A 22,465-nucleotide genomic window follows, 5' to 3' on the forward strand; every position below is an offset into this window, starting at 1 on the left:
GGGGCCGTGGTGGCTCGGAGAATCCTCAGGTTACGTCCGTTACCCTGAACACCCGTGGCAGCCGATACCAGTTATGACCTGATCGTCGTCGGATCCGGATTCTTCGGACTCACCGTCGCCGAGCGGGCGGCGACCCAGCTGGGCAAACGGGTCCTGGTCCTCGAGCGTCGCCCGCACATCGGCGGCAATGCCTACTCCGAACCCGAGCCGACGACCGGCATCGAGATCCACAAGTACGGTGCGCACCTGTTCCACACCTCCAACAAGCGGGTGTGGGATTACGTGAACCAGTTCACCGACTTCACCGGCTACCAGCACCGCGTCTTTGCGATGCACGCCGGTCAGGCCTACCAGTTCCCGATGGGGCTCGGTCTGGTCGCGCAGTTCTTCGGCAAGTACTACAGCCCCGACGAGGCGCGTGCGCTGATCGCCGAGCAGGCGGCCGAGTTCGACACCAAGGAGGCGGCGAACTTCGAGGAGAAGGCGATCAGCCTGATCGGCCGCCCCCTGTATGAGGCCTTCGTCAAGCACTACACCGCCAAGCAGTGGGAGACCGACCCGAAGAACCTGCCGGCGAGCAACATCACCCGCCTCCCGGTGCGTTACACCTTCGACAACCGCTACTTCAACGACACCTACGAGGGGTTGCCGGTCGACGGGTACACCGCATGGCTGGAGAAGATGGCGGCCGACGAGCGCATCGAGGTGCGGCTGGACGTTGACTGGTTCGACGTACGCGACGACCTGCGCGCCGCCAATCCCGATGCCCCGGTGGTCTACACCGGTCCGCTGGATCGCTACTTCGACTACTCGGCAGGCCGACTCGGTTGGCGCACACTCGATTTCGAGACCGAGGTACTCGACACCGGGGACTTCCAGGGAACCCCGGTGATGAATTACAACGACGCCGACGTCCCCTACACCCGGATTCACGAGTTCCGCCACTTCCACCCGGAGCGCGACTCGTACCCGACCGACAAGACCGTCATCATGCGTGAGTACGGACGGTTCGCCAACGACGACGACGAGCCCTACTACCCGATCAACACCCCCGAGGACCGGGCCACCCTCGCGGCCTACCGCGAGCTGGCCCGAGACGAAACCGCATCGGCCAAGGTGCTTTTCGGTGGACGCCTGGGCACCTATCAATACCTGGACATGCACATGGCGATCGCGAGTGCGCTCACCATGTTCGACAACACGCTGGCGCCGCACCTCGCCGACGGTGCGCCCCTGACCGAAGACAGCGGAGAGTAGATGAGTCTGAGCCCCGTGACCCAATCCGAGATCCCGACCGCCGGTTCCGGGCCGTCGAACGCGAAATCCCTTCTGCAGCGGGTGATCTTCCCGCGCGCCGGCGAACCGCTGGACGTGCGCTCGCTGTACCTGGTGGAGGATGACCGCAACGCCCGGCGCGCGCATGCGCCGAGTCGGACGTCGGTGCTGCTCGGTGCGGAGTCGCAGGTCAGTTTCGAGACCTACTTCAACGCCTTCGCGGCGTCGTACTGGCGCCGGTGGAGCATCCTGGATTCCGTCGTCCTGCGCGTCGAGGTCATCGGCTCGTGCCGGGTGGATCTCTACCGCTCCAAGATCGACGGCTCCCGCATCGGGATCGGCGGCGATCTCATCGCCACCGACGAAACCGGGCGTGGCGTAGCGGAATTCGAGCTCGACCTCGGGCCGTTCGAGGACGGCGGCTGGATCTGGTTCGACGTCACCACCGACACCGACACCGAGATCGTCTCGGCGGGCTGGTACGCACCCGTCGATGCGCCCGACGGTCAGGACCGGGTGGGCGTCACGGTTGGCATCCCGACCTTCAACCGGCCGGACGACGCGGTCGCCGCACTCGCCGCGCTGACCTCCGACCCGCTGGTCGACGACGTCATCGACGCGGTGCTGATGCCCGATCAGGGCACCCGCAAGGTGGTTGACGAGACCGGTTACACCGAAGCCGCTGCGCGCCTTGGTGATCGCCTGCGGATCTTCGATCAGGGCAACCTCGGCGGATCCGGCGGATACGCCCGCATCATGTTCGAGGCATTGCGTCTCACCGACAGCCCGTACGTGCTCTACATGGACGACGACATCGCCATCGAGCCCGATTCGATCTTGCGTGCGCTCGCCTTGTCGAGGTTCGCCAAGACGCCGATGCTGGTCGGTGGGCAGATGCTCAACCTGCAAGACCGCAGCCATCTGCACTGCATGGGTGAGGTCATCGACCGCGACCGGTTCATGTGGACCGCGGCGCCGTTCGTCGAATACGACCACAACTTCTCGAAATACCCTCTGCGCGACCGGGACAATTCGAAGAACCTGCACCGGCGCATCGATGTCGAGGGCAATGGCTGGTGGATGTGCATGATCCCGCGTGAGTGCGCGGAGACCATCGGTCTGCCCATGCCGCTGTTCATCAAGTGGGACGACTGGGAATTCGCCCTGCGCGCAGCCAAAGCCGGATACCCTACGGCGACCGTTCCGGGAATCGCGATCTGGCACATGGCCTGGAGCGACAAGGACGACGCAATCGACTGGCAGGCGTACTTCCATCTGCGGAACCGTCTGGTGGTCGCGGCGATCCATCACGACGGGCCGATCAACGGCATTCTGCGCTCGATGACCAAGGCGGCAGCCAAACATCTTCTGTGTCTGGAGTATTCGACGGTCGCGATCCAGAGCGAAGCGATCCGCGACTTCCTCGCCGGACCGCATCACATCCGCGAACTGCTGCCGACGGCGCTGCCCAAGGTGGCGCAGATGCGTAAGCAGTTCCCGGACGCCGTCGTACTCGCCTCGGCAACCGAGTTGCCCCCGACGTCGGGGATGGCGACGGCACTGGGCACCCGTCCGCCGCAGGGCAAACTGGCCAAGGCCAAGGCCCTTCTCGCGAGCGTGCGGAACAACGCCCGGCCCGCCGACCCGCGGCATCACGAAGTGCCGCAGGCGAATTACCCTCCGATCGAGGCGCGGTGGTTCAGCCTCGGCCGAGTCGACGGGGTCACCGTCACCACTGCGGACGGGCGTGGCGTCGTCTACCGGCAACGCGACCGGGACAAGATGATCGCGCTCGGACGGGAATACTTCGCGCTGGTGAAGGAAGTGCGGGAGAGGTTCCCGGAGATGAAGCAACAGTATCGGGCCGCGCACGCGGAACTGACCGGCAAAGAGAGTTGGGCGCGTGTCTTCGGAATCGATTGAGCGGGTCGATGGTGCAGAGCTGAGCGAACCGCGGGGCGAGGTCGCCGCACTCGTCGCGATCCAGGACGCGCTCGCCGACTCCCCCGGCGTGCTGCCCGCCGCGCGGGGACTGTCGCATGTCGGGGAGCACGCTTTCGGCTGGCTGGCGATCAGTGCCGTCGGCTGGGGTCTGGCCGTCCGCCGGGGCGATTCCGCCGCCGAGCGGCGTTGGGTCGAGGCTGGTGTCGGTGCCTTCGGTGCACACGCCGCGTCGGTCGTCATCAAACGGATCGTGCGGCGCAAGCGCCCGCACGACCCGCGGATCGTGGTCGGGGTGTCGACGCCGAGCCGCCTGAGCTTCCCGTCGAGCCACGCCACCTCGACCACCGCCGCAGCGATCCTGATCGGGCGCGCCGCCGGTTTGCCGAGGTGGCTGCTCCCGGCCGCGCTGGTTCCGCCTATGCTCACCTCGCGGCTCGTTCTCGGTGTGCACTATCCGAGCGACGTCGCGGCGGGCGCGGTGATCGGTGCACTGAGTGCGGGTGCGATCACCGCGGGCGACGCGCTCATCGAGCGCGCGGCCAACGGTGCGGCGGCCCATCCACGCTCGACGCGGGCCGCTGCGTTCGCGGTGCGCGCATCTGCGCTTGCCCTGCTGCCCGGGCAGACGGCGCGGGCAGCCGTACCGGCCGTCGCGCGTCAGTTGAGGGCTGGGCGGGTGTCGAGGAACAGGGAGAACGCATGAGCGAGGAGCCGATCGAGCACGGCAAGGTCATCGGACCGCCGAAGAATCTGGCGACCGGACTGATCAAGGCTGTGCGCCCGCGTCAGTGGGTCAAGAACGTGCTGGTTCTCGCCGCGCCACTGGCAGCGGGCACCGACTCCTTGACCAACGGTGCCGCGATGGCACGCGTTGGGATCGCTTTTGTGGCGTTCTGCCTGGTCGCGTCGTCGATCTACCTGATCAACGACGCACTCGACGTAGAAGCCGATCGCAACCACCCGACCAAACGGTTCCGTCCGATCGCGGCCGGCGTGGTGCCGCGCAACCTCGCCTTCGCGCTGGCCGTCGTCCTGGCCGCCGCGTCCATCGGAGTGTCGTTCCTGGCCAACTGGCAGACCGCCACCACCATCGCGGTCTACCTGGTGATTCAACTCGGCTACTGCTTCGGGCTCAAGCATCAGGCCGTCATCGACATCTGCATCGTGTCGTCGGGCTTCCTGCTGCGTGCTATCGCCGGTGGTGTGGCCGCCGGGATCGAGCTGTCACAGTGGTTCTTGCTGGTCATGGCCTTCGGCTCGCTGTTCATGGCGGCAGGCAAGCGGTACGCGGAGTTGCAGCTGGCCGAACGAACCGGGGCAAAGATCCGCAAGTCGCTGGAGTACTACACCACCACCTACCTGCGGTTCATCTGGACTCTCTCGGCCACGGCGATGGTCGTCTTCTACGGACTGTGGGCCTTCGACAAGGGTTCTCACGACACCAACGTCTGGTACGCGACGTCGATGGTGCCCGTCACCATCGCCCTTCTCCGCTATGCGGTCGACATCGACGGCGGCGAGGCCGGCGAGCCCGAGGAGATCGTGCTCGGAGACCGGGTTCTGCAACTGCTGGCGGTCGCGTGGATAGTATGCGTGGGTGTCGCGGTCTATGCAGTCTCCTGATCAGCGAGATCTCCAGGATGAAGAGTCCGACGATCTCGTTCTCGACGACCAGCCGACCACCCGGATCGACCGGGTAACCGACGAGCACACCGACGACGCTGCCGATTCCGCCGTCGACGAGGTCTCGACGGACGGCAGCCGACGCGGGATTCGTGCGTGGGGTTCACGCCAGTGGGTTCCGGTCATCAGTTTTGCCGTCGGCGCGATCGCGGTCAGCACGTTCTTCGCCATCGGCGCCTGGCAGCGGCGGTGGATCGCCGACGACGGTTTGATCGTCCTACGCACCCTGCGCAATCTGTTCGCGGGCAACGGCCCGGTGTTCAACGCGGGTGAGCGCGTCGAGGCCAACACGTCGACCGCCTGGACCTACCTACTGTGGTTCTGGGCGTGGGTCACCGACGGGCAACTCGAATATGTCGCGCTGTGGGTTGCTCTGGTGCTGTCGGTGTCGGCCATCCCGATCGCCATGTACGGCACTGCGCGCCTTCTGGGTTCGCGACTCGGTGGCCTGACCGGCGACGGCTGGACGCTGCTGCTTCCGCTCGGCTCGATCGTCTACATCGCCGTTCCGCCCGCCCGCGACTTCGCGACGAGCGGCCTCGAGAACGGCCTCTGCATCTTCTGGGTGGCGGTGCTCTGGTGCCAGGCGGTGGCCTGGGCCCGGCGAGGTCCGACGGGCACCCGCTCCGCGGCAGCGTTCACTCTCTTGTTGGCATTCACGGCCGGGCTCGCGCCGTTGGTCCGTCCCGAATTGGCCGTACTCGGCGGCCTGGTCCTGGTTCTGGTCTTCCTCGCGCCGCTGGGCGCGAAAATGCGGGTCGGCGTCGTGGTGGCGGCTGCGATCGTGCCGGTGAGCTACCAGATCTTCCGGATGGGCTACTACGCGTTGCTGGTGCCCAACCCGGCGGTCGCCAAGGACGCCAGCGGCGCCAAGTGGCATCAGGGCTTCGTCTACCTCGGCAACCTGTTCGGGCCGTATGTGCTGGTCCTGCCGGTGATCCTGGCCGTGATCGCCGGAGTGCTCCTGACGGTCGGAGCGCGGATGCGCGAGCGACCCGACACCGAACCCGGCGCCGGACCTGTGTCGCTGAGGACCCGGCTCGGCGGTTGGTCGCGCGGACTGCAGACCCCCAAGGCTGTGGTGATCACCGTGGTGATCGCCGGCCTCATCGGCGGCATCTACTGGATCCGCCAAGGTGGCGACTTCATGCACGGGCGCGTGCTGCTGGTGTCTCTGTTCACGCTGCTGCTGCCGGTGATGGTGGTTCCGGTGACCGTGCCCGCACATGTTCGCGCGGCGTTCCGGCGCACCCCCACCCCCGCTGACGAGGAGGTTCCGCTCCCTGAGGTGCGAGCGGAGCGAGCCTCGAAGGGCGTTGACGGTGCGTCGGAAAGCGTTGACGGTGCGTCGGAAACCGTTGACCGTGCGCCTGACCGTCGTCGTATCCGGGCTCAACTGGTCGGGGCGACTCTGATGGCGGCATTGTGGGTGACGACGCTCGTCTGGGCGATCACCTGTCACGAGAACTCCCTGCCGAATGCCGGCATCGACATCGGGCGCAGCGGCATCGTCGACGAGCGCCGGTTCTACGTCACCAACATGGGCAACGAGAACCCGGTGACCGCCGAGGACTACCTGAACTATCCCCGCATGCGGGCGATGGTCGAGATGATCGACAAGTATCGCGAGGAGGGTGGTGTCATCCTGCCGTCGTCGAGTTACGACGAGTGGTACGTCGCCCGGATGCCGGGCGTGATGCCCAAGGGCGCGGAGCGCAAGGTCACCGTCTACTTCCTCAATCTCGGCATGACCAGCATGAATGCACCGCTCGACGTGCGGGTCATCGACCAGATGGGTCTTGCCTATCCGTTGGCCGCCCATACCGAACGTCTCGAGGACGGTCGCATCGGTCACGACAAGATCCTGCCGAGCGAGTGGGTCGTCGCCGATTCGGGTGCCTATCCCCGACGCCCGGTGCTGCCCGGCTACCTCGACGAGGACACCGTCCGGCAGGCGGAAGTGGCTCTCACCTGCCCGGAGACCAAGGACCGCGAGGCCTCCTTCACGGGTCCGTGGACGTGGGCACGGTTCAAGCACAATCTGCGGGAGTCGTTCCGGTTCACCGACTACCGGATCGAACGCAATCCCGAGTACGAGTTGCAGCGATGCGGATTGCCGATCCCGCCGCCGCTGACGCCGTTGCCACCGAATTGAGTCGACTCCGCCGCACCCCGTTCGCCCTCCGGGAATCTGTACGCGGGAGGTCAGTCAAGCGCACGGTGCACCTCGCCGGGTTGAGGCGTACAGCTTTCCTGCGTGGCCTTGACCGCCGACACGAACCTCGTGTTGCCGAAGCATGTCTCGAATCGGTAACGTTCCCGCGGACCGCGGCGATACTCAGTTCGTCGTCGAGTGGTCTGGTCGAATGACCAGGCCTGCTTCGACGGCCGCTGTGTGACTGCGATCACACGGTTTGTCTGTCCTCTGGGATTGCAATAGGCTGCCGAAACGGTGAACAAAGCTCAAGAAAGAGCTGAGAATTCTCGTTTCGCCAGATGCTTTCGGGGGGACGGGCGACTGTGGTCGCTAAACCGATCCGGCTGGCAAGCTGGGGTAGAACCCCAGGTCAGACCGGTTGACGAGGGAGATTTGAGTCCATGCGCGAAGCTGTGAACCAGCCGCGAAAGCCCAGCCGGCACCGGTTGGGCAATCGCTTCATCGCCGCCACTGTTGCCCTGATGACCGTTTTCGGCCTCGCCGGAGTCGTGGTGGGGGCCGGCCAGGCCGACGCCCGGATCGGCGGCACCCAGTTCGGCAAGCAGGAGTTCTACGTCAACGGCTGTGGGATGCCCTCGGTCAAAGTGCGTGCCTGGAAGCGTAAGGGCAATTACAAGACCGTCATCATGCTCGACGGTATGCGTGCCCAGTACGACTACAGCGGCTGGGAGATCAACACCAACGTCCAGGAGATGGTCCGCTCCGGCGTGAACGTCGTCGAGCCGATCGGCGGGCCCGCCAGCTTCTACTCCGACTGGGATGCGCCGAGCAACTTCAACGGTCAGCGATACCGCTACCGCTGGAACTGCGTCATCAACCGCACCCTGGTGCCCGCGCTGGATCGCAAGGGCTTCCGCGTCGGCGCCAGCCGCAAGTACGCCATCATGGGCATCTCGTCTGGCGGCAACGCCGCACTGGTGCTCGCCGCCCAGAACCGCGCCGCCTTCGACCGCGCAGGTTCGTTGTCGGGCTACAACTTCCTGACGGCTCCCGGTATGCGGACCGCGTTGCGTCTCGCGATGCTCGACGTCGACCCCAAGCCGTGGAACATCGACTGCATGTGGGGCCCGCCGTGGAGCTTCCGCTGGTTCGACAACGACCCGTTCTGGAATCTCAACCGCATGCGCGGCATGAAGCTCTTCGTCGGCTCCGGCAACGGCCTGTTCGGCCGCTACAACGCACTGCCCAACGTCTTCGACGACCTGTTCAAGGGTTCGACGCTGGAACTGCTCGCGTTCACGCAGGCCAAGGCCTTCGAGGCGGCTGCATTTGTCCAGGGCATCCCGCTGATGACCTACTACGCCAACGGAACGCACGCGTGGGGTTACTGGCAGGACATGGTCTGGAACGCCAAGAACCGCGGTTTCTTCCGCTGATCTGAGCTCATCGAACGCCCCGCCCGGGACTACCCCGGGCGGGGCGTTTGTGTTGCTAGAAACCTCTGAAATCACATTGTTCACTCGTGTCACAGCGTGGCGCGCGTACATCGACACCCCTCGTCGTGTAAGAAACACCTGAGGCGTTTGTTGTTAGTGATGCTTGTGTGACTGGCGGGGAACCAGTCGGGCTCCGTATCCGTATCAGAACGCCAACGGACAGGGGCGAAGGAGTTCAGAAGACAATGCGGCGAACGGTGAGAGCTGAGCGGGTGGTCGGCACACGGGGGAACCGGCCACGCGGACGTGGGACCGTGGCAACGATCGTGGCGGTGTGTGCCGCCACGATCGCGTTGGTCCTCGCGGGCGGGGTCCCCGCCGGAGCGGAACCGGCACCGCCTCCCACGACCTCCCAGGAGGCACCTCCACCACCACCGGAGGCGAAGCCGGGCAAGGTCGTCAACACCTACTGGTACACCGACCGTCGCGTCGCGCTGTGGGTCTATTCACCGTCGATGAACACCAACATCCAGGTGCAGATCCTGCTCGCCCGTGATTGGTATGCGAAGCCGCGCGCCTCGTTCCCGCAGTTGACTATGCTCGACGGCCTGCGTGCGCAGGACGACCAGAGCGGGTGGGTGATCAACACCAAGGTCGTCGACTTCTACAAGGACAAGAACGTCAACGTCATCCTGCCCATCGGCGGTGAGTCGAGCTTCTACACCGACTGGAAAGAACCCGATCGAGGCAAGAACTACAAGTGGGAGACCTTCCTGATCCGCGAGTTGCCGCCGATCCTGGAGGGGCAGTGGCGCTCGACCGATGTACGCGGAATCGAGGGGCTCTCTATGGGCGGTTCGGCGGCGATGATGCTCGCCGCCCGCAACCCCGGGTTCTACAAGTTCGCGGCGTCGTTCTCCGGCATCCTGCAGATGACCTCGTACGGCATGCCGCAGGCAATCCAGTTCGCGCTGCGCGACGGCGGCGGCTACGACTCGATGAAGATGTTCGGTCCGCCCAGCGATCCGGCCTGGAAGGAGCACGACCCCTATCTGCTCGCGGAGAAGCTCCAGGGCACGAGTCTCTACATCTCATCCGGCAACGGACTCATCGGCGCACACGACAAACCGTCGGACATCCCGATGCTGGCGACCAACTATTCCGGCGTCGGCCTCGAGGTGCTGAGCCGGGTCACGTCGCAGCAGTTCGCGATCGAGTTGAACCGCAAGGGGATTCCCGGGCAGGCCGTGTACCGGCCGTCGGGTACCCACACCTGGCCCTATTGGGAGTTCGAGATGATTCAGGCGTGGCCGCAGGCCGCGAGTGCGCTGGGTCTGGCCGGCGACCGGGTCGCGTGTCGGGTCGGCGGCGCGTTCAAGAAGGTCTACGACCGCAACCGAGCACAGCTCGGTGGATGCCTCACGCCGGAGTACGGGGTGCCGGGCGGTCGGGCGCAGGACTTCTTCGGCGGACGCGTGTTCAGCGGCCCCAAGGGACCCAAGATCGTCACCGGAGCCATCGGCGGCGCCTACGCGTCCACCGGCGGCCCAGGCGGGCGTCTCGGCAAGCCGACGAGCGACGAGATGGCGACGCGCGACGGCAAGGGACGCTTCAACACCTTTGAGCACGGGCGGATCTTCTGGACCGCCAAGGGTGGCACCAAGGTGACGAAGTGATGTGTGCGGGCTGAAACTTCGCTGAGGAAACGGCGGGTTTCCGCAGGTGGAGCGGGTCGCGTGGCGGATGACCGGCCGCGTGGACGGTAGCCTGACCCGAGGTGGACGCAATGCGGCGTCCGCCCCGGGCGGGACCCGACCGGGAAGGACACGATCGAGGAAGTGGAGATGACGAGACCATTTGTTTCCACGGCGGTGATGGCCGTCGGACTCGTCCTGACACTCGGGTCGATCACGGCATGTGGCGACGACTCGACCGCGTCGGCCCCGATAACCGGCAACCCGGTCACGACCACGTCGTTGCTGTCGGGCGCCGATTCCAGCACCACCGCGGCGAATCCCTCGGCTTCGGCGACGCTCCCGAACTCGAGTACGCCGGGCGGTCAGCTGCCGGCGACCGGACCGAATCCGAGCACGACGGTGCCGTCGAACTATCCGGGTCCCAGTGGTGCGCCCCTCAGCGAGAAGGCCCGCCGGTATCTCGCGGCACTGAAGGCGCAGAACGTGACCTTCATGGGTGATTCGGACAACTCGGTGGCACTCACGATGGCCGAGTACGTGTGCGGCGCACGGGCCAAGGGCACCGACCCGACGACCGTGAAGGCCTTCGTGACCGCGTCGGTGGGGCCGGGCACCAAGACCGTCGAAGAAGCAAATGCCAAGGCCGACAAGGTGATTGCGGCCGCCGCGGACAACTACTGCTGACCGGGTGAACGCACGACGAGGATCGTCGACGGGCGGCAGACGCACCCGTCGGCGGATAGGGAAATTGGCGATCGCACTCGGTGCGCTCGCGATCCTCGCGATCATCCTGGTGGTGATCCTGGTGATCCAGCTGCTCGCACCCGGTCCCCAGCGCGGTCCGACACCGCCGAGGACCCCGACCACGCCGTCGGAGCGCCCGCAGGCTCAGCCCGCGGACTGCCCCGACGTGCTGACGGTGGTCATCCCCGGCACGTGGGAGTCGTCGCCCGACGACGACACCACCAACCCGAGTTCGAACCCCCGATCGCTGATGCTTCGGGTGTCCAAGGCCTTGCAGAGTGACTTCGACACCTCGCATTCGGAGGTGTACACCGTGGCCTACCTCGCGCAGTTCCGGAACCCGACCAACCTCGCCGACCGTCAGGCCGACTACAACGTGTCGCGCACCCAGGGATACAAGCGGGCCGCGGGCAAGATCATCGCCACCAACAAGCGCTGCCCGCTCACCCGATACGTCATCACCGGGTTCTCCCAGGGCGCGGTGATCGCCGGCGATCTCGCCAGCAACATCGGCAACGGGCGTGGCGTGCTCAAGGAAGGTGACCAAGACCTGGTGATCGGCGTCGGACTCATCGCCGACGGTCGACGCGAACCGGGTGAGCAGAACGACATCTCGCCCAGCCCGGACGGCGAAGGTGCCGAGATCGCGCTGGGCGGATTCGGCGGCCTCGTTCCGGGCATCACGATGACCGGTGCCCGCAATGGCGGCTTCGGCACGCTGCGCGACCGAGTTCAGTCGATCTGTGCCCCCGGTGATCTGATCTGCGACGCCCCGACGATCACCAATCCGCTGACCGCACTGGGACAACTCGCCAACGCGCAGAACAATCCGGTGCACGCCATGTACGCGACGACGCGGTACTGGGATCACGACGGGTCGAGCGCGACGCAGTGGATCTACCGGTGGGCGCACGACCTCATCGCCGACGCGCCCCAGCAGCCCCACGAGTGAACTCGATCGCTGGGACTCGAAAATCCGACCGACGTCACACGCGCGAGGGCTAACGTCTCGCGTATCGGCGACGACGTTCATCCGTACCCCGGGGACTGGTGGGACCCGATCGAAGACTGTGCGGTTCCTGCCAATCGATGGGCGCGTTTGGGTAGGCCACCTACGCTGCACTAACGTGTTGCCGGGTCGGCCGAACAGCCGACACCACCGAACCGACGAGGAGTGAGAGCGATGACGCAACCGGACGCCACATCGGAGCCGGGTCTGCGGAAGTTCCGCTTCGGCGCCGGCGGTGAGGGCAACAAGGACGAAGGTGGCGCGCGCAAGTTCGTCAAACTCGCCCAGACCGCCGAAGAGTACGGCTACGACACCTTCGCCATCCCCGATCACCTCGGTAACCAGGTCGGGCCGCTGGCCGCGCTGGGCGCGTTGACACAGGCCACCAGCACCATCCGGCTGGCCACCTCGGTCCTCGCCAACGGCTTTCGCCACCCCGCCCTGCTGGCCAAGGAGGCCAACACCATCGACGTGTTGAGCAAGGGTCGTCTCGAGCTCGGCATCGGCGCAGGCTGGATGAAAGACGAGTTCGACAAGGCGGGCATCGAGTTCGAGTCGCCGGGCGTGCGCATCCGTCGCCTCGACGAGGCGCTGACCATCCTCGATGGCCTGATGCGCGGTGAGACGGTCGACTTCGACGGCGAGTTCTACCAGATCAACGGACTCGAAGGCACCCCGCGACCACGCCAGGGACCCCGACCCCCCATCGCCGTCGGTGGTGGCGGACCGAAGATGCTCGCGCTGGCGGCCAAGCACGCCGACATCATCTCTGTCGCCCCGGGCACCACGCCCGACGGCAAGATGAAGCTCTCCGACATGACGATCGAGAAGACCGCCGAGCGGGTCGACCGGATCCGCCAGGCAGCGGGAGACCGCTTTCCCGACATCGAACTCAACTGGACCATCGCCGTCATCGTCATCACCGACGACCGTCATGCGACCGCGGAAATGGCCCTCAAGGCGCTCGACCAGGGCTATCCGCCGAACATCGAGCGCGACACCGAGTTCACCGTCGACGATGTGTTGTCGTCGCCGTACATCGCGATCGGCAGCTTCGAGGAGATCGCCGATCAGATCCGCGAGGTGCGGCGTCGGACGTCGATGTCGTATGTCGGGGTGTTCCCGACCCAAATGGATGCGTTTGCGCCCGTCATCTCTCTCGTCAAGGGAGAGTAAGACGCAATCGGATAAAGAGTAGAATGGCCGACGGTCTTGCGAGCGAACTGCGAGGTGAGGGCGATGACACTCGTGGTGGGTGCCGGCCAGAGAACTGCACCACAACGAAGAAATGCTTGACGATCACAAGGACCACAGAACGGGTATTGGACGAGCGCTACCGTGACCCGGCGGTAGCCATTGGGACGTGGACGCGCAGGGCTGCGGTGGTGTCGTGGGGAACGCCACAAACAGGCTTTGCGCGCATCGGTGGGGGAGTCCACGAGGGGGCCACAGGAGTATGAATGCTGAACACTGAATTCGAACAGTTCCTCGACGAGAACGGCAACCTGCACTTCACCGAGGATGCGACGCTGGTCGACTACGTCGAGCGCAATGTGCGCGACGAGGCCGACACGCTGGCCTACCGCTTCATCGACTACAGCCGCGAACGCGACGGCGAGGCACAGGACCTGACCTGGGCCCAGTTCGGTAAGCGCCTGCGTGCGGTGGCGGCCCGCCTCCAGCAGGTCACCAAGCCGGGCGACCGCGTCGCCATTCTCGCTCCGCAGTCGCTCGAATACGTGATCGGCTTCTTCTCGGCGCTGTACGCGAGCAACATCGCGGTACCGCTGTTTTCCCCCGACGAGCCCGGCCACACCGATCGCCTGCACGCGGTCCTGGCCGACTGCAAGCCGTCGGCCATCCTGACCTCCACCAAGTCCGCCGAAGCGGTGCGCGACTTCTTCGCGCCGCTGCCGGCCAAGGAGCGCCCGCGTGTGATCGCGGTCGACGCCGTGCCCGACTCCGTCGGTTCGAGCTGGGTCGCGCCGGTCGCCGGCAAGGACCACAACCGCGACACCGTCGCCTACCTCCAGTACACCTCCGGCTCGACGCGCGTCCCCGCCGGCGTGGAGATCACCTACGAGGCGGTCGCCGCGAACGTCCTGCAGATCTACGACTGCATCGAGATCGACCGCAACGCCCGCGGCGTCACCTGGCTGCCGATGTTCCACGACATGGGTCTGCTCACGGTGATCCTGCCCGCGCTGGGCGGCAAGTACATCACGATCATGAGCCCGCAGGCGTTCGTCCGCCGGCCGGGACGATGGATCAAGGAACTCGCCGCAGCGTCCGACGGCGCAGAGACCTACGCCGCCGCGCCGAACTTCGCGTTCGAACATGCCGCGGTCCGCGGCCTTCCGAAGCCCGGCGAGCAACTCGACCTCTCCAACGTCATCGGACTGATCAACGGGTCCGAGCCGGTCACGGTGAGTTCGATGAAGAAGTTCAACGAGGCCTTCGAGCCCTACGGTCTGCCCAAGACCGCGATCAAGCCGTGCTACGGCATGGCCGAGGCCACTCTGTTCGTCTCGGCGACGCAGCGCAACAACGAGGCGAAGATCATCTACGTCGATCGCGACGAACTCAATGCGGGCCGCTTCAAGATCGTCGACGTCGACGCGCCGAACGCCGTCGCGCAGGTGTCGTGCGGGCAGGTGGCTGTCAGCCAGTGGGCGACCATCGTCGACTCCGACACCGCCACCGAGCAGGCCGACGGGCACGTCGGTGAGATCTGGCTGCACGGCCTCAACATCGGTGCCGGCTACTGGAACAAGCCCGAGGAAACCGACGAGACCTTCCACAACACCCTCACCCATCCGCTCGCCGAGGGCAGCCATTCCGAGGGCGCGCCCGCCGATGCGCAATGGATGCGCACCGGCGACTACGGGGTGTGGCTCGACGGTGAGCTCTACATCACCGGCCGCGTGAAGGACCTCGTCATCGTCGACGGTCGCAATCACTACCCGCAGGACCTCGAGTTCAGCGCGCAGGAAGCCAGCACCGCGCTCCGACCGGGATTCGTCGCCGCGTTCGCGGTGCCCGCCAACCAGCTGCCCGCAGTGGTCTTCGAACAGGCGACCAGCGGACTGGCCTTCGACGCCGACGACGCCTCCGAACAGTTGGTCATCGTGGCCGAACGTGGGCCGGGCAAGAAGTCCGATCCACAGGAGATCGCCGACTCGGTCCGCGCCGCCATCGCTGCCCGCCACGGCGTGATGGCACGCGACATCCTGATGGTTCCCGCCGGCTCGATCCCCCGCACCTCGAGCGGAAAGATCGCGCGTCGGGCCACCAAGGCCGCCTACATCGACGGCAGCCTCCGCGGCGGCTACAAGCAGACCGCCTTCCCGGATGCGCCCGAGTCCTGATCCCACGAGCCAAGCCATTGCCGGCCCGAGAGTTGGTGCCGGCCCCCGAGCCATTGCCGGTCCCTGAGGTGCGAGGAGCGCAAGCGACGAGCCTCGAAGGGCTGGCGGACGGGTAAGCGAAGCGTGACCACCGGTCCCTGAGGTGCGAGCTTGCGCTCCTCGAAGGGCCCCGATCGTTAGTCTGGAAGCGATGTCTGAACTGAATACCGACCAGCCCGAAGCCCCCGCCGACACGACGGGGCACACCGACGGTGAGACCGCCGGCGATCTGACCGTCGCCGAGCTGCGGGACTGGCTGCGCAACTGGGTGTCGGAGGCGACGGGCCTGCCGGTCGACCAGATCTCCGACGACCGGCCGATGGAAGAGTTCGGGCTCTCGTCGCGCGACGCAGTGGCACTGGCCGCCGACGTCGAGGACAAGACCGGCGTGATCCTGACCGCGACCGCCGCCTACAACCATCCGACGATCGCGATGCTCGCCAAGCGCATCATCGAGGGCGACCCCGACGAGCTGCTCGACGATGCCGCCGACACCTACTGGCAGCGTGATCGCGACCCGGCAGACGACATCGCCATCGTCGGCCTCTCGACCCGGTTCCCCAAGGCCGGCTCCACGCCGGAATCCACCTGGGAAGCGCTGATCGAGGGCCGCGACGGCATCTCCGAGCTCCCCGACGACCGCTGGGTCGAGTTCAAATCCGATCCCCGCATGCTCGAGGTGCTCGAGCAGCGCAACCTCCGGGGCGGCTACCTCGACGACGTCAAGGGCTTCGACGCCGACTTCTTCCAGATGAGCCCGCGCGAGGTCGAGATGGTCGACCCGCAGCAGCGCCTCGCCATGGAACTGACGTGGGAGGCCCTCGAGGACGCCCACATCCCGGCCAGCGACCTCAAGGGCGGGCAGGTCGGCGTCTTCGTCGGCACATCCACCAACGACTACCAGCTGATGGCGGCGCTCGGCCTCGGCGAGGGCGCCGACGAGACCGCCGCCTACGCGCTCACCGGCACCGCCACCTCGATCATCGCCAACCGTGTCTCCTACTTCTTCGACTTCCACGGCCCGTCGGTCGCCATCGACACCGCATGTTCGTCGTCGTTGGTGGCGGTCCACCAGGCGGTGCGCAGCCTGCGTTCGGGTGAGTCCGACGTCGCGCTCGCGGGTGGCGTCAACATGATCCTCACGCCGGCCGCAACCGTCGGCTTCGACACCATCGGAGCCGTTGCCAAGGACGGCCACATCAAGGCATTCTCCGCAGACGCCGACGGCATGGTGCGTTCCGAGGGCGGCGGCATGTTCGTGCTCAAGCGCCTGTCCGACGCCCGGAACGACGGCGATGCGGTCCTCGCCGTGATCGCGGGGTCGGCGGTCAACTCCGACGGACGCTCCAACGGCATCTTCGCGCCGAATCCCGAGGCGCAGGTGGAGGTGCTCCGCAGCGCCTACACCGACGCGGCGATCTCCCCGCAGTCGGTCGACTACGTGGAGGCGCACGGCACCGGCACCATTCTCGGCGACCCCATCGAGGCCGACGCGCTCGGTCGCGTGGTCGGTCGGGGACGCGTGGTCGGCGCGCCCGCGCTGCTCGGCTCGGCCAAGACCAACTTCGGCCACATGGAGTCCGCCGCCGGTGCGGGTGCACTTGCCAAGGTCGTGCTCGCCTTGCAGCACAACACGATTCCCGCGTCGCTGAACTACTCCGGCCCCAACCCGTACATCCAGTTCGGCCCGAACGGCCTCAAGGTGGTCCCCGAGGCCACCGAATGGCCGCGCTACTCCGGGCACGCCATCGCCGGTGTCTCCGGCTTCGGCTTTGGCGGCACCAACGCGCATCTCGTTGTCCGCGAGGTACTTCCGGGCGATCTTGCCGATGCCGGCTCCCCGCTCCCCGAGGTGCTCGCCGAGTCCTCTTCGCTCGCCGACATCGACCTCGACGACGACGAGGAAGAGTTCCTCACCGAGGCCGAGCGTGCCGTCCTGGCCGCGCAGGCCAAGAAGGACGATGCCCCGGCCGAGATCGTCGAGAAGGATCCCGCCGAGGGCTTCGCGCCCTGCGCCGTCGAGGGTTCGGTTGTGCCGCTGGTGATCTCGGCATTCCTGCCGTCGCGCCGCCGCAAGGCCGCTGCGGACCTGTTGGAATGGCTCGAATCGGAGGCGGGGCAGTCGACTCCGCTCGCCGACATCGGGCGTGCGCTCGCGCACCGCAACCACGGCCGGTCGCGTGCCGTGGTCATGGCACGTACCCACGAGGACGCCGTCAAGGGCGTGCGGGCAGTCGCCGAGGGCAAGGCCAATCCGTCTGTCTACGCCTTCGATTCGCCCGACGCCGCGTCGGCGGTGTGGTTGCTGTCCGGGTTCGGCTCGCAGCACCGCAAGATGGCCAAACAGCTCTACACCGAGAACCCGGTGTTCAAGAAGTACGTCGACCGTGTCGACGAGTACATCCAGAACGAACTCGGCTACTCGATCGCCGAGATGTTCCTCGACGACGAGCAGACCTACGGCATCGAGACCTCACAGGTCGGCATCTACACCATCCAGGTCGCGCTGGCCGACACGCTGCGCCACTTCGGGGCGGAACCCGGTGTGTTGGTACCGCATTCGATGGGCGAGGCGTCGGCCGCCTACATCAGCGGCGGACTGTCGCTGCAGGACGCCACCCGCGTCATCTGTCAGCGGTCGCGGCTCATGGCCGAGGGCGAGGCAACGCTCACCGGCGACGACATCCGTCTGATGGCGCTGGTCGAGTACAGCGCCGACGACATCGAGGGCGTCCTGGTCGACTACCCCGACCTGGAGATCTGTGTGTACGCCGCGCCGACCCACACGGTCATCGGCGGTCCGGAGCCTCAGGTCGACGCGATCGTGGCGCGGGCCGAGGCGGAGGGCAAGCTGGGCCGCAAGCTGCAGACCAAGGGTGCCAGCCACACCTCGCAGGTCGATCCGATCCTGGGTGAGTTGGCCTACGAACTCACCGGAATCGAACCGCTGCGCCCGACGGTCGGCTTCTACAGTTCGGTCGATCGGGAGGTCTTCTACCGACCGGGGCACGAGCCGGTGCACACCATCGACTACTTCCTCAAGTGCATGCGGCACAGCGTCTGGTTCTCGCAGGCGGTCGCCAAGTCGGTGGACAACGGTCATCGAACCTTCCTGGAGCTGTCGCCCAATCCTGCGGTGCTCATCTCCGTTGCCGCAGTGACCTTCTCGTCCGGACTGCACGACGCGGAGCTGATCGAGACGTTGCGTCGCAAGGAGGACGAGAGCTACGGCCTCGTCAACGCGCTGATGAAGCTGTACGTGCACGGCCATCCGGTCAACGTCGGATCACTCTTCGGCACAGGCGATTTTGCCGACATCCCGCGAACGCGATTTGAACGCAAGGACTATTGGCTGCAGGCATCGGTCAACAGTGGTGGCGGCACGGGTCGTGTTCCGGGCTCCCACGTCGCACTGCCCGACGGCCGTCACGCCTGGGAGGTCAACGCCTCCGCTGTCACCGATGTGCGCGAACTGGTCCGCGCCGCGGCCGCCGAGGTGCTGTCCGGCGCCACGGTGGGTGTGGCCGTCCCCCACGGTGAGATTCCGGCGACTGGCACCCTCACCACCACGCTGAGCCCGCATCCGGGCGGTGCGTCGGTGATAGTACATGTCAAGCAGGACAAGAACTTCCGCCTGCTCTTTGAAGCTGCGGTGACCGGCGATCTCGCCGACGGTGCGGTGGCTGCTTCCCCTCCGCTCCCCGAGGTGCCGGCGGCCGACCGCATCGACCCCACCAAGGTCGGCTACATCGACAACACCGTCACGGTCGAGGAAGAGATCATCGACGACATCGGGAACAAGTGGAGCCCCGATTCCGGTGAGTCGGTCCAGGATCGGCTGGCGATCATCGTCGGCGAATCGATGGGCTACGACCCGATGGACCTCCCTCGGGAGATCCCGCTCATCGAACTCGGTCTCGACTCGCTGATGGCGGTGCGGATCAAGAACCGCGTCGAGTACGAGTTCGACATCCCGCAACTGCAGCTGCAGGCGATGCGGCAGGCGAATCTCGCCGACGTCACCAAGTTCGTCGAGTTCGCGGTCACCCACCGCGACCAGCTCGACGACCTGGCCTCCAACGCCGCCGGCGGAGGCGAACTCGACACCGCGGCCCTCAACGCCTATATCGACGAGCAGAACGCCAAGGACACCGCCGCCCCCGCCGCGACGGACTCCACCTCCCCCTCCGCTGGTGATGCCGCCACCCCCTCCGTTGGTGACGCCGCCGCCCCTTCCGCGACGGACTCCACCCCCGCTGGTCGAGGAGGCACGAGCGAGCGTAGCGAGCCCGAGCCGTCTCGAGACCACCCAGCCGCGCCCGATCAGTCCGCGCCCGCCGACCTCAGCGACCAGGCCGCCGTCGCTGCGGCTGCCGGCTCCGACGTCCCGCCCCGCGATGCTGCGGAGCGTCTCACGTTCGGTGTCTACGCGGTGGTGACCAAGCGTTCGGCGGGCGGCATCTTCAACAAGTTGCCGGTGCTCGAAGAGGAAGTCGCACAAGAACTCACGGACCGTCTGAACGAGCGGACCGGCGGCGACATCGACCTCGAGGACATCCTCGACTCGGAGACCATCGAGGAGATGTCGGATTACGTCCGCCAGTACCTCGACGCAGCCGCCGACACCGACGGCTTCGTCAGGTACCTGCGCCTGATCGACGGCAAGAAGTCCTACGACCCGTCGGCCGGAGACCCCGTGCCCGCGTTGCTGTTCCATCCCGCGGGCGGCAACACGTCGGCCTACGAGGCTTTGCTCAAGCGGCTTCCGGACAGTGTGCCGGTGATCGGCTTCGACCGGGTCGAGGGCACCATCGAGGAGCGTGTGCGCCAGTACATGCCGCGTCTGCGTGAAGTGCAACCGCACGGACCTTACGTCCTCATCGGCTGGTCGCTGGGTGGTGCTCTGGCCTACGGATGCGCGCAGGTGCTGACCGATGAGGGTGAGGACGTGTCGTTCGTCGGTCTCATCGACGTCGTGCGACCGTCGAAGCCGGTGATCGAGACGCCGGACACCAAGCGTGAGCGGCTCGAACGCTGGAAGGATTTCGCGATCCGCAACTACGATCTCGACGCCGACATCCCGATCCCGATGGACCGGCTCGTCGAGGCCGACGACGAGGGGCAGTTCGCGATCATCATGGAGATGATGTCGATGTCGGGCACCAAGATCCCCGGCGGCATCATCGAGCATCAGCGCACTTCCTTCCTCGACAACCGTGCGCTCACCAACATCGAGCCGACCCCTTACGGCGGCAAGGTGGTGCTCTACCGGGCCGACAAGATGCACGACGGGGCTGTCGAACTCGAGCCGCAGTGGGCCGAGATCGACGAGGACGGACGTTGGGGCGAGGTGGTCGACGATCTGGAGATCATCCACATCGGCGGTGATCACCTGTCTATCGTGGACGAGCCGTTCATCGGTCAGATCGGGGCCGATCTGACTCGACGCCTCGGCGAGGTCGAGAAGGAAGTGAAGTGACCGTGACCGACAGCACCGCAGCCAAGCTCGCAGACCTCCGGCAAAAGCTGGAGGCGGCGCGGGAACCGGGTGGTGAGAAGGCGCTCGCGAAGCGGGCCGCAAAGGGGATCTGTTCGCCGCGTGAGCGACTGAACATGCTCTTCGATCCGGGGACCTTCGTCGAGATCGGCGCGTTGGCCAAGATGCCGGGTGCCGCGCATTCGGGTTACGGCGACGGTGTGGTGACCGGGCACGGGCTGGTTCACGGCCGTCCGGTCGCGGCCTTCTCCCACGATCAGACCGTCTTCGGTGGCACGGTCGGAGAGATGTTCGGCCGCAAGGTATCCGCGTTGATGGAGTGGGCGGGCAAGATCGGCTGCCCGATGGTCGGGATCAACGACTCGGCCGGTGCCCGCATCCAGGACGCGGTGACCTCGCTGGCGTGGTACGCGGAGATGGGCCGACGCAACGATCTGCTGTCTGGTCTCGCGCCGCAGGTCTCGGTGATCCTCGGAAAGTGCGCGGGCGGTGCGGTGTACACGCCCGCCAACACCGACATCCTGGTGGCGGTAGAGGACAAGAGCTACATGTTCGTCACCGGACCCGACGTCCTGAAACAGGTCAACGGCGAGGACATCTCGGCCGAAGACCTGGGCAGCGCCCACAATCAGGCGCGGTGGGGCAACATCCATCACGTCGCCCCCGACGAGAAGTCGGCCTTCGAGTGGGTGCGCGAGTACCTGCAGTACATGCCGTCGAGTTGCTACGAGCGGCCGCCGGTGATCAACCCCGGACTTGAGCCGGAGATCACCGAGACCGATCTCGCGCTGAACAGCTTCATGCCCGACAACGACAACGCGGGCTACGACATGCACGACATCATCATCAAACTCTTCGACGACGGCGCCTTCCACGAGGTGGGAGAGTTGTTCGCGCCCAACCTGATCACCGGGTACGCCCGCGTCGACGGGCACAGCGTGGGCGTCGTGGCCAATCAGCCGAGCGTCATGTCGGGTGTACTCGACACGGACAGCTCCGAGAAGGCCACGCGATTCGTGCGTATCTGCAACGCCTTTAGCATCCCACTGGTCTTCCTCGTGGACACACCCGGCATCCTGCCGGGTCTCGCGGAGGAGCAGAAGGGCACCATCCGTCGCTCCGGCAAGTTCCTGTTCGCCTACGTGGAGGCCGATGTCCCCAAGGTCACCGTCGTGCTGCGCAAGGCGTATGGCGGGGCGTATGCGGTGATGGGCTGCAAGCAGCTCGGCGCCGACATCAACTTCGCCTGGCCCACAGCGAAGATCGCGGTGATGGGTGCGGAGTCGGCGGCCGCTGTGCTCACCCGGCGTCAGACCGAGGGTCTCTCTGCTCGGGATGCCGACAAGGTCCGACGCGACTTCATCGACTTCTACAACGAGCACATGGCCACGCCGTACCTGGCAGCCGAGCGCGGCTACATCGACGCCGTCATCGAACCCGCCGAGACACGTCTGCAACTCCGAAAGGCGTTGGCGCAGTTGCGCGACAAAGAAATGCTGCGCACCCCGCGCAAGCACTTCCTGATGCCCATCTGATCCGAAGAGTACTGTCTCAGGCCTCCTGACCTGCGGAAACATGCAAAGTGCCTGCCCGCAAAATCTAGGGGAAGAAGTCT

At 66.2% G+C, this 22,465-nt stretch carries 13 protein-coding genes; all 13 read left to right on the forward strand.

All coding sequences use genetic code 11. From position 1 onward, the window contains the following. The first annotated feature begins 54 nt into the window (after nt 1–54). The gene (glf, locus tag MKW15_RS12040; RefSeq protein ID WP_240857862.1) at nt 55–1,257 is read left to right on the forward strand and encodes a UDP-galactopyranose mutase; all 1,203 of its coding nucleotides are present in this window, start codon (nt 55–57) and stop codon (nt 1,255–1,257) included. Continuing rightward, nucleotides 1,258–3,198, forward strand: coding sequence for a glycosyltransferase (locus tag MKW15_RS12045; protein ID WP_240857863.1), 1,941 nt, complete (start codon nt 1,258–1,260; stop codon nt 3,196–3,198). Beyond that, complete coding sequence (locus tag MKW15_RS12050; protein WP_240857864.1) at nt 3,179–3,922, forward strand: phosphatase PAP2 family protein; 744 nt, start codon at nt 3,179–3,181, stop codon at nt 3,920–3,922. Before MKW15_RS12045 ends, MKW15_RS12050 begins: the two co-directional genes overlap by 20 nt. Next, a complete protein-coding gene (locus MKW15_RS12055; protein ID WP_240857865.1) occupies nt 3,919–4,842 on the forward strand; it encodes a decaprenyl-phosphate phosphoribosyltransferase in 924 nt (307 codons plus the stop codon). Before MKW15_RS12050 ends, MKW15_RS12055 begins: the two co-directional genes overlap by 4 nt. Beyond that, nucleotides 4,829–7,057, forward strand: a complete 2,229-nt coding sequence (gene zomB / locus MKW15_RS12060; RefSeq protein ID WP_240857866.1) for a flagellar motor control protein ZomB — start codon at nt 4,829–4,831, stop codon at nt 7,055–7,057. Before MKW15_RS12055 ends, zomB begins: the two co-directional genes overlap by 14 nt. A gap of 443 nt (nt 7,058–7,500) precedes the next feature. Continuing rightward, on the forward strand, nt 7,501–8,496 hold the full coding sequence (locus tag MKW15_RS12065) for an alpha/beta hydrolase (protein WP_240857867.1): 996 nt from the start codon (nt 7,501–7,503) through the stop codon (nt 8,494–8,496). 245 nt (nt 8,497–8,741) lie between these two features. After that, the gene (locus MKW15_RS12070) at nt 8,742–10,172 is read left to right on the forward strand and encodes an alpha/beta hydrolase-fold protein (protein WP_240857868.1); all 1,431 of its coding nucleotides are present in this window, start codon (nt 8,742–8,744) and stop codon (nt 10,170–10,172) included. A gap of 168 nt (nt 10,173–10,340) precedes the next feature. Then, nucleotides 10,341–10,877: a DUF732 domain-containing protein gene (locus MKW15_RS12075; RefSeq protein ID WP_240857869.1), complete on the forward strand. Its 537-nt coding sequence runs from the start codon at nt 10,341–10,343 to the stop codon at nt 10,875–10,877. Between the two features lie 4 nt (nt 10,878–10,881). Further along, nucleotides 10,882–11,889: a cutinase family protein gene (locus MKW15_RS12080; protein WP_240857870.1), complete on the forward strand. Its 1,008-nt coding sequence runs from the start codon at nt 10,882–10,884 to the stop codon at nt 11,887–11,889. Between the two features lie 231 nt (nt 11,890–12,120). Continuing rightward, complete coding sequence (locus MKW15_RS12085; protein ID WP_240857871.1) at nt 12,121–13,122, forward strand: LLM class F420-dependent oxidoreductase; 1,002 nt, start codon at nt 12,121–12,123, stop codon at nt 13,120–13,122. Nucleotides 13,123–13,406: 284 nt separating this feature from the next. After that, a complete protein-coding gene (gene fadD32, locus MKW15_RS12090; protein WP_240857872.1) occupies nt 13,407–15,314 on the forward strand; it encodes a long-chain-fatty-acid--AMP ligase FadD32 in 1,908 nt (635 codons plus the stop codon). Nucleotides 15,315–15,504: 190 nt separating this feature from the next. Next, nucleotides 15,505–20,832, forward strand: a complete 5,328-nt coding sequence (gene pks13 / locus MKW15_RS12095) for a polyketide synthase Pks13 (RefSeq protein ID WP_240857873.1) — start codon at nt 15,505–15,507, stop codon at nt 20,830–20,832. 2 nt (nt 20,833–20,834) lie between these two features. Continuing rightward, a complete protein-coding gene (locus tag MKW15_RS12100) occupies nt 20,835–22,385 on the forward strand; it encodes an acyl-CoA carboxylase subunit beta (RefSeq protein ID WP_240857958.1) in 1,551 nt (516 codons plus the stop codon). The last annotated feature ends 80 nt before the right edge of the window (nt 22,386–22,465 follow it).

The sequence above is a fragment of the Gordonia gummivorans genome, assembly GCF_022513585.1.
Classification (GTDB): Bacteria; Actinomycetota; Actinomycetes; order Mycobacteriales; family Mycobacteriaceae; genus Gordonia.